The 9,476-nt window shown below is 37.3% G+C and carries 6 protein-coding genes; all 6 read right to left on the bottom strand.

Annotated features, from left to right (window positions below; translation table 11 throughout):
* The coding region (locus ABS768_RS17350; protein ID WP_408076223.1) for a fibronectin type III domain-containing protein at positions 1-1,751 on the bottom strand (1,751 nt) is incomplete at its 3' end.
* Positions 1,752-1,846: 95 nt separating this feature from the next.
* Complete coding sequence (locus ABS768_RS17345; protein WP_408076222.1) at positions 1,847-5,743, bottom strand: ATP-binding protein; 3,897 nt, start codon at positions 5,741-5,743, stop codon at positions 1,847-1,849.
* A 170-nt stretch (positions 5,744-5,913) separates the two neighbouring features.
* Positions 5,914-6,447: a carboxymuconolactone decarboxylase family protein gene (locus ABS768_RS17340; RefSeq protein WP_408076221.1), complete on the bottom strand. Its 534-nt coding sequence runs from the start codon at positions 6,445-6,447 to the stop codon at positions 5,914-5,916.
* 138 nt (positions 6,448-6,585) lie between these two features.
* Entirely contained in the window at positions 6,586-7,437 is an 852-nt protein-coding gene (locus tag ABS768_RS17335) for a helix-turn-helix domain-containing protein (RefSeq protein WP_408076220.1), read from the bottom strand.
* 135 nt (positions 7,438-7,572) lie between these two features.
* Entirely contained in the window at positions 7,573-9,027 is a 1,455-nt protein-coding gene (locus tag ABS768_RS17330) for a glycosyltransferase (RefSeq protein WP_408076219.1), read from the bottom strand.
* 287 nt (positions 9,028-9,314) lie between these two features.
* Positions 9,315-9,476 (bottom strand): OmpA family protein (locus ABS768_RS17325; protein WP_408076228.1); only part of this gene is annotated, 162 nt, incomplete at its 5' end.

Genomic DNA, 9,476 nt, shown 5'->3' with positions numbered 1-9,476 from the left:
TTTACAGTAACAGATGTACCTTCCGTCTCAATATTAAATCCGGCAGGACCGTAAAGTACTTCCCACTGGGTAGCCTCTCCGTTTTCTGTCCATGATACCATAGCGGTTGACGCTGTGATTTCTGAAATTTCAATAGCTGATGGAACAGCACAAACTGCCTCTTCAAGGGTTACAAATGCCTGCTGACCTTCCCACTCACTGCTGAAGTCCTCACCACAAACAGCACGAACATAAACATGGTATTCGGTATTAGCATCAAGCTCTTCTAATGTTACCTCGGCAACATCGTTTACAGTAACAGATGTACCTTCCGTCTCAATATTAAATCCGGCAGGACCGTAAAGTACTTCCCACTGGGTAGCCTCTCCGTTTTCTGTCCATGATACCATAGCGGTTGACGCTGTGATTTCTGAAATTTCGATAGCAGATGGTGTTGCACAAACCGCTTCTTCAAGGGTTACGAATGCCTGCTGACCTTCCCACTCACTGGTGAAGTCCTCACCACAAACGGCACGAACGTAAACATGGTATTCGGTATTAGCATCAAGCTCCTCTAATGTTACCTCGGCAACATCGTTTACAGTAACAGATGTACCTTCCGTCTCGATATTGAATCCGGCAGGACCGTAGAGCACTTCCCACTGGGTAGCTTCTCCGTTTTCTGTCCATGATACCATAGCGGCTGAAGCTGTGATTTCTGAAATTTCAATGGCAGATGGTGCAGCACAAACCTCTGTTCCTGTTGTAACTTCTGTACAATCAGACTGTACACTACAGCCACCGTTTGTAATAACTACTGCATAGTTACCATTTACTATAGGTGTGAAAGCCTGTGTTGTTGCACCTTCAATAGGAGTATCTTCATTATCACAGTCTATCCATTGGTAAGTTACACCTTCACTGACCTCGGTAGCTGTTAACACACCGCTTTCAAGTGTTACCGTGTTATCAATAACAACCATTGCAAGTTCGGTATCACCCGCTACAAAGTTTGAAGTTGTACCGGTAAGGGCTAAGCCGTTAAAGGTTCCTTCATATTCGTTATCAGTACTGTCGTAAACTGTTGTTACACCAGTGTTATCTGCTCCTGCTATACCTTCATTAAACTGGAAATAAGCCTGAAGGTTATCCTGCGGACCACAAAAAGCAGCATCCATATTTGCCTGGATTTCTGTTTGTGTGCGTGCCACATTCCAAATACGGACTTCATCAATAGCGCCTTCATAATAGTTAGTGCTATCAATTCTTCCGCCTATCCTAACATCGGTTGCCGAACCAGTGAATACCGAAACGGTAAGGTTACCCTCTACATCCAGCACACCGTCTACATAAAGTTTTACCTTATTTGTAGCCGTTGGATTATACACTACAGCTACATGGTGCCAAAGGTTGTCGTTAACGGCAATGTTACCGCTTATTCCGTTACCCTGAGCCTCCAGCCTAATGGCATTATTAAAAAGGATATTAAAGGTAAACCTTGTCCCTGTTCCCAGTGAACCCCAGTCTACAATAACGCTTTGCCCGTCACCACCCTGATTTGCAGGTAGTGAGTTTTTATCTGTTTTAATCCAGGCTTCAACAGTTCTTGCCCCATTGCCTGAAATCCCTGCATAATCTGTTTGGATATAATCGTTTACACCATCAAAATAAAGTGCATTATTTTGTGCCTCTGCAGAGAAGGATGACATGAGTAAGAAAGTGAACAATGAGCCCTTTAGTAAACGGGCTGCATTAAGTATTTTTCTATTCATAATAAGTAGATTTTTGGTTTGTCCCAAAAGTCTTATAACTCATTATTTCACTTTGTCAATCTCGTCTCAAATTATTACAATCTTGTCTCAAAATGCTATTTTTCAGCATATTTAGCAGGTGTAATCTTATAATAATCCTTAAAACATTTAGAAAAATACGATGGCGTATTAAACCCTGTCATATAGGCAACCTCGGTTGCATTATAGTTTTGTTTTAACAGCTGTGCTGCTTTTTTAAGTCGGTAAACTTTAATGATTTCACTCGCTGGTAAATTGAACATCATCTTTAGTTTACGATGCAGGTTAGCCCTGCTCATAAACAGTGATGTGGCGAGCTCATCGACACTAAAATTTTTATTATCCAGATTGTCTTCTATAATAATATGAATCTTATCCAGAAACTCGTTTTGAAGTACATCGTTCTCCACATCTTCTGATGGGATAATGTTTGAGAACTTATCATGAAAACGGTCTCTTTGCTTACGCTGAAGTTCTAACAGATTTTTAATTCTCAGTTTCAGCTCTGATATACTGAATGGTTTGGTTACATAATCGTTTGCCCCAAATGAAAGTCCTTCCAGTCTGCTGTCCATATCGGCTTTTGCCGTTAGCAGGATAACCGGAATATGACTGATATTAATATCTTCCCGCACAGCTTTACAAAACTCAAAGCCATTCATTTGTTCCATAGAGACATCACTCACAATCAAATCAGGCGCCGACTCCAGTGCTGTACTTAAGCCCTCCTTACCATTACGGGCTATCAAAACATTGTATTTATCCTGAAGACTCTCTGATATGAATTTAACCAGTTCATCATGATCTTCCACAACAAGAACCGTTGGTTTATTCTCTGTATTTTCTGTTTGAGGGACAGTTTCTACCTTTACTTTTTCCTGTACAGCAAACGGAAGATGTATGGTAAAGGTAGTACCTGTTGGCACCTTCGTACTACTTTCCAGCTTTATGGTTCCTTTATGCAGCTCAACCAGTTCCCCTACTAACGAGAGTCCTATACCGGTTCCCTGTAAAGGGTTCTGATTATCTGCTTTGTAATATCTGTTAAAAATACTGGACTGCTCCTCTTCCGGTATACCCCTTCCAGTATCTTTAACTTTAAGTATTAATCCGGTTTCGTCTTTTATCACGGTTACCGTAATAGTATCGCCTTCCTGAGTAAATTTTAGGGCATTTGATAACAAATTATACAATATCCTATCGAGCGTATTGATTGAAAATAAAAACTCGGCCGACTCAGGCGCTTCAAGTTTTATGGTTACCTTTTTTACAGCGGCTTCCTCGGCAAAAACACCGGTAATATTTACAATAACCGGTACTATATCACCCCAAACCATTTGAGGTTTTAAAACCCCAGCCTCCAGTTTGGCTATGTCCAGTAACTGGTCTGTTAGCTGGATAAGGCTAACAGTATTCTTTTTTATAATTTCTAATAACTTGTTATCCTCGGCTGTAACCTTATCAGTAAGCTGTTCGGCAGGTCCCAGTATTAATGAAAGTGGTGTTCTAAATTCGTGTGCTATGTTAGAAAAGAAACGGGTTTTAACCTTGTCAAGCCTACGCAGTTCTTTCGTTTCCCTTGACTTTAACCTGATTTCGTTTTTAACCATTTGCTGTCTTACCTTAAAATTAAAGAACCAAACTAAGGCACAGATACCTATAAGAAGGTACAACAGCATCGCCCACCATGTTTTCCACCAGGGTGGGGTAATTTTTATTTTTAATGATTTTATATGATTACTCCAGGTACCTGTAGTGTTTGAAGCATTAACCTCAAAAGTATATTTACCCGGAGGCAACTTGGTATAAACAGCTTCCCTTTTATTACCTGCCGTAACCCAGTTATCATCATACCCCAAAAGGCGGTAACGGTACTTTATATCCTGCGGTTGATTAAACTGTAATGCAGTATAGGCAAATGCTATAGTATTTTCATTATACGGCAGCTCAAGGTTTTGTAGTCCCTTTACAACTCCAATGTTAGGTTTAATAGTGTAAATATTTTCGTTATTCAGTTTAATACCTGTAAAGGTGACATCGGGTGAAAAGGTATCGGTCTTTATAAGTTCAGGACTAAATATCACACCGCTTTTAACTCCGCCAAAAGCCATTTCATTACCTTTAAGCATGAGCTCATGATGTCTGTTAAACTCTATATTATTGAGGCCGTGATTACGTGTAAAAGCCCTGGTATTGTAATTATTGGTATTAAAACACACCAGTCCTTTATTAGTCCCTAACCATAAATTACCCAACGCATCTGCCTGCATAGAGTAAATCATATTATCAGGCAGGCCTTCCTTTACAGAAAAAACTTCACACTGCCCGGTGGTTTTATGAAACTTAATTAACCCTGATGAACTTCCCAACCATAAAAACTTATTGTCATCAAAATCAGGGAGTACATTTATAAGATTATTGGTAGGCAGCCCATTTTGACTGCTCTGTATCTGTTTTATAGATTTATCAGCAAGGCTTACTTTAAGTAAACCATGAGCCTCAGTAGTTATCCAGAGTATATTAGTATCCTTGTCGGCATATAGGTTATTGGCTTGTATTTTTTTCGGAAAGGTAGGATTTAATGTATCTAACGATAGGATGAATTCCCATTTGTTATCTTTATCATCATATATATATATTGAGTTATTCTTATCTACTACTACAGGATTACCATTTCTAATCACAGATATACCTGTTATAGGCACAAACCATGTTTTCTCTTGTGAAGGTAATTCAGGTAGTTTGATAGCCTTATTTAATTTTGTATCAAAATATCCCACGGTACGATTAAGGGCTAACCAGTGTTTATCATTATTCCACTGTGAACGTAATGAATAAGATGGTTGCAATACCCCTACAAAATTATATCTCCAGTTAAAAAAATCAACAACATCAATCCCGTAAACATCTTTTAGGAGGTCGATTACAAAATCATCTTCATAATCAAAACTTTTAAAGTTAATACGGGTGTCTATGGTATAAATACCTTCTGCATCACTGCCAACCCAAAACAATCCCGACTGATCGGTAATAAAAGCCTGTGCCTGCCTGTTTCCTCTCAGCTCTATTATTGCCTGTGGGATTATACCCAACGCATCTGAATAACTGTAAACAGTTTTATCTGACATAAAGTAATCAATACCATCATCCCCTACATCTATCCATTTGGGACCGTAATTAGTTTCGGCTATTAGCTTAATCCTCCTGAATGATTGTTTTTCGGGGTTAAAAAAATAAAGATATTCCTTGTCTGCCCACATTAGTTCGCCATTATTTCTTTGACAAAAGGCTGCAAAATTCTCTTTTATTTTTTTTATTTCCATCCCTTTAAAAATGTCGTAAGGAATAGGAATTGAAGTAAACTTTTTTGTTTTGGGATTGAATACATTTAATGCCTGCTGACTCAAAACCCATAGTTTTTTATTTTTATCTTCAAGCAGGTTATATACCGGATTGTTCTCACCAAAAGCACCTGAATAATCGGTAATTACATCTGTATTATTTAAGGCAGTACTTAGCAGCATACCTGAGCTAGCCTTAAACCAAAAAGTATTATCTGATGTTACCATCCAAACCCTTCGGTTTATTTTCAGCTTGTGCTGTTCTATAAATTTTGAAATAATAACGTGGGTAGGCTTTTCGGTAGTAAAATCAAACCTGTCAATTTCGCCTCCCTCATACATAATCCACATAGAATTATCATTTTCCTTGCGTATATGGCTAATAACATTTGAAGCCAAAGATGTATTTTTCCCATTAAAACTGCTCTGGAAAATTTTAAAACGGTGTCCGTCATAACGGGCAAGTCCGTTACGGGTTCCTATCCATATAAAACCATCGTTATCTTCAATAATTCCTGATACAAACGACTGAGGCAGGCCTTCATCTACCGAAAGGTGCCTTACATTTTGTGAAAAAAGAAGAAAGGGAAATAAAAATAAAATCAACAACACCCCAACCTGTTTACCTACCATCTTTTTTTGCAGATTATTTTAGCCTGCAATATAAATAATAAAATTGCATACCTTCCACCATAGCAATCACACAAAAAAAACATTAATAAAATAATTTGTTATGTACCAAACAAAGTAAAAATCCCTGTGATACTATCACAGGGATTTGATTAATATACTTTTATAATAAATTATATTGCAGGTACCGCTGGCCAGTCTACAGGGATTTCTGTAAGGGCGTGCAGGTAGTTCGTTATAGTTTTATCTCCTACTACAAGCAGTACATCTATAAGGTTTCCTTTATCATAACCAGCTTCAAAAAAGTTAGTTAATGCTGCTTCATCCGCATGACCTTTATTTTCGGCAATACTTTTTACTAATACTGCCAATGCCGAAAGTTTGCTATCAAAATCTACCTCTGCTTTTCTTATGGCAATTATCTGCTCATCAGTAAAACCATTCATTTTTGCGATTGCAGTATGGGCGCTTAAACAGTATATACATTGGTTTACCTGACTCACTACCAAATTAACTACTTCTTTCTCTTTCGCTTTTAAGGATGATTTTCCGTTTTGGAAAGTAAGATAATTGCCAAGTGCATTTTCAGAATAAGCAAATGAAGCATACAGGTTAGGTACAAAACCTACCATTTTTTCAAGGTTATTAAAAATTTCCTGGTTGTTTGCAGAAACCTGCTCTTTTGTTGGAACTATAAAATTTTTCATTTTTTCAATTTTAATAATTAGACTTGTTGTTTCTTGATGGTACAAAGTTCCTTCAATATCAACTGCCTTAAAAGGGACATATTTCCCGAATACTGGTACTTATTTCCCGTAATTAAAAATGATACTTAAATATGTGCTTTATTTCCCTATAAACGAAGTTTCCCTAAACGATATTGGTGAGAATGTTGTATGCTTTTTAAAGAAACGGCTAAAGTGAGCCGCATCTTCAAAACCTAGTTCTCCGGCTATTTCCTTTGCCGATTTATCTGTATATGTTAACAGTCTCTTAGCTTCAATTATAATTCTTTCCTGAATTACACTTAACGGTGATTTATGGTTATATAGGGCAAATAAATTAGAAATGGTTTTTGGTGATTTAAATAACTGGTCGGCATAATATTTTACCTGATGCTGAGTACGGTAATGATTTTCTACCAATAAATTGAATTTCCTTATCACATCGAGCTTGTCATCAGGCAAATCATCCTTGCTTATATATTGCTGTTTAGCCAGGCGTGTTACTATAATAATAAGTCTTTTAAGTAATACCATTAGCATTTCTCCCTGAACCACATCAGTAGTAGTGAACTCATCATAAAACACTTCTAGTAATAAGCAAATTTTTCGCTTATCCTCACCATTAAGCGCTATAAACATCCTGTTCGAAGATCCGTAAAACAGGAATCCCACACAGCTTACTTCCTTGTCATGATCTACTATACAATAAAACTCTCTGTTAAACTGCCATGCCAATATATCCCGTGGTTCCGAAAAATAAAAACTCTCATTTACCATAAGGCATAACATAGCATTAGACGGAAACACATAGTCAATACCGTCTATTACTACCGTTTGGTCCTGTCCTTTGTTCCATGCAATGGTAAGAAGTTTGTCTTTCCTGTCTTTTCCGTAAAACTGACGGTCAAATTCGGTTTCATCTGAAAACAGTCTGAAGTCGGCACCACTTTTAGAGTCACTATATCTGTACATATCCGGCAGAATATTAATAGGCACTAAAAATAGGGAATATTAAACAAATTCTATCCCTGCCAATAGTTTACATATAAAAAAACCTGCTTAAAATTTAAGCAGGTCGAACATTGCAGGATAATCTGTACCACCAGATTACCCTCGGGTTAACCAACCTCTTCTGCTTGCAGTTGCAATAGCATAAGGGGTTATCCAAAACAAACCAAAAGTGTATAAAATACTGTATGAGTAAGCCCAAAACGATTCGGCTACATTATATCTCTTTGCATAAAATAATACAGGGAAACTGGAGTAAATAAGAATACTTAAAAAAGTAGAACTTAAAAACAGTAACGGGTGGGTTGCGATAAATATAAACATCATGAGTATTACAGGGTATGCCATTACAATTTTTAACCACTGATTGAAAAATAACAGCCTTGTTCCGGCTTTAGAACCTTCCCTAAAATTCTTAAATACGAATTTTGACATCATTATGTTTTCACGCACATTGCTCCTACCCCATCTAATGAACATTTTGTAAAGCCCTTTATATTGCTCAGGTACGTTTGTCAACACATAGGCATTCCTTTGAAATTTAATATGATACCCCTGTTTCATAATCATATTTGTCATGGCTCTGTCTTCACCAATATCAGAAGGTTGTCCCATAAAGGTTTGGTTAATCCATTCTTCAAGACAACCAAACACCGCTTTACTTCTGTAAGCTGATAAGGCACCCGGCGTACATAATACAGAACCTAACATACTTTCTGCCGAACGTATAAACTCAAAACTCAGTACAAAACTTACGTTAAGCATTTTAGGAATCATCCCTTGCTTGTTATTCAGTACTCTAACGTTACCTGCAACAGCTCCACATTCTTCATTCACTACAAACGGACTTACCATATTTCTAAGGGTGTCGGCTTTTACAATAGAGTCACTGTCTATCGTTACAAAAATCTCTCCTGTCCCCATTTTAAAACCTCTGTAAAGCGCATGGCGTTTACCTTTATTTTCAGGTTGCTGCAAAATAGTAACTTTGTCCCCTAATTTATCTTTAGCCCTTTGCATCCAAAACCAAGTATCATCTTTACTACCGTCATCTATAGCTAATAACTGAAGTTTTTCATGCGGATAATCACTTGTGGCTATACTTAACAGAGTATCATAAACCAGTCGGCCTTCATTATAAGCCGGTACGATAACCGTTGTTGTAGGAAGTTCTTCATCCGATACTGATTTAATCGATCTGTATCTGATATACAGATATACACTATACAAAAAGAATAATGCCTTGTACACAAGCAACGCTGTAGCTATACCGATTAAAATCATACCACCCACAGAACTCATGCGGTTTAGGTTAAGCAAATCAAAATCAGGCTGGAAGTAATATACTAAAAAAGCTGCGGTAATCATCAGTAAAAATGTACCTGCAAGTACTATACGTTCCAGTGATCTTTTTTCAGATTTTTCTTTTTCTGCTTTATTCTCTTTAACAGAAGCTACTTTTACTTTAGGTATATCCTGCCTTTGTTGTACAAATGAATTTGCATTATTTGTTGGGGCATACAATGCTTTTGAGGTAATAGTTTCACTTTTCATCTTTTGGCATTTAGGGTTTAATTTAATTGAGTAATGCCTCTACCTGTTGGGTAATCAGCAATTAACTATAGCCAAACCACATGCCATCAATAAAAAACATTGAAAAACAACAACTTACACATAAACACCTCATTTATTGTGTAGAAAAATTCTACACTTTTAATTTTTATTCCACACTTTTTAAGCAAATACACAATAAAAAAGCCCCGCAGTTGGGCAACTGCAGGGCTTAACGAAAATAGAAAAACTAAAAAGAAAAACTACAAATCTTACATTTGTAAGTATTACTATTTCTTCACGATAATAAACTCAGATCGTCTGTTTTGAGCATGTTGCTCTTCGGTGCAGTTTTCCTTGCAGTCAACAAGTGGCTCGCTCTCACCATATCCCTGTCCGGAGATACGCTCCTTAGCGATACCTTTTGAGATGACATACTGAACTGTAGCCTT

The organism is Flavobacterium rhizophilum (genome assembly GCF_046000485.1).
Taxonomy (GTDB): Bacteria; Bacteroidota; Bacteroidia; order Flavobacteriales; family Flavobacteriaceae; genus Flavobacterium; species Flavobacterium rhizophilum.
The sequence above is the reverse complement of the archived record's forward strand: the minus strand, read 5'-3'. Positions and strand labels throughout refer to the sequence as shown.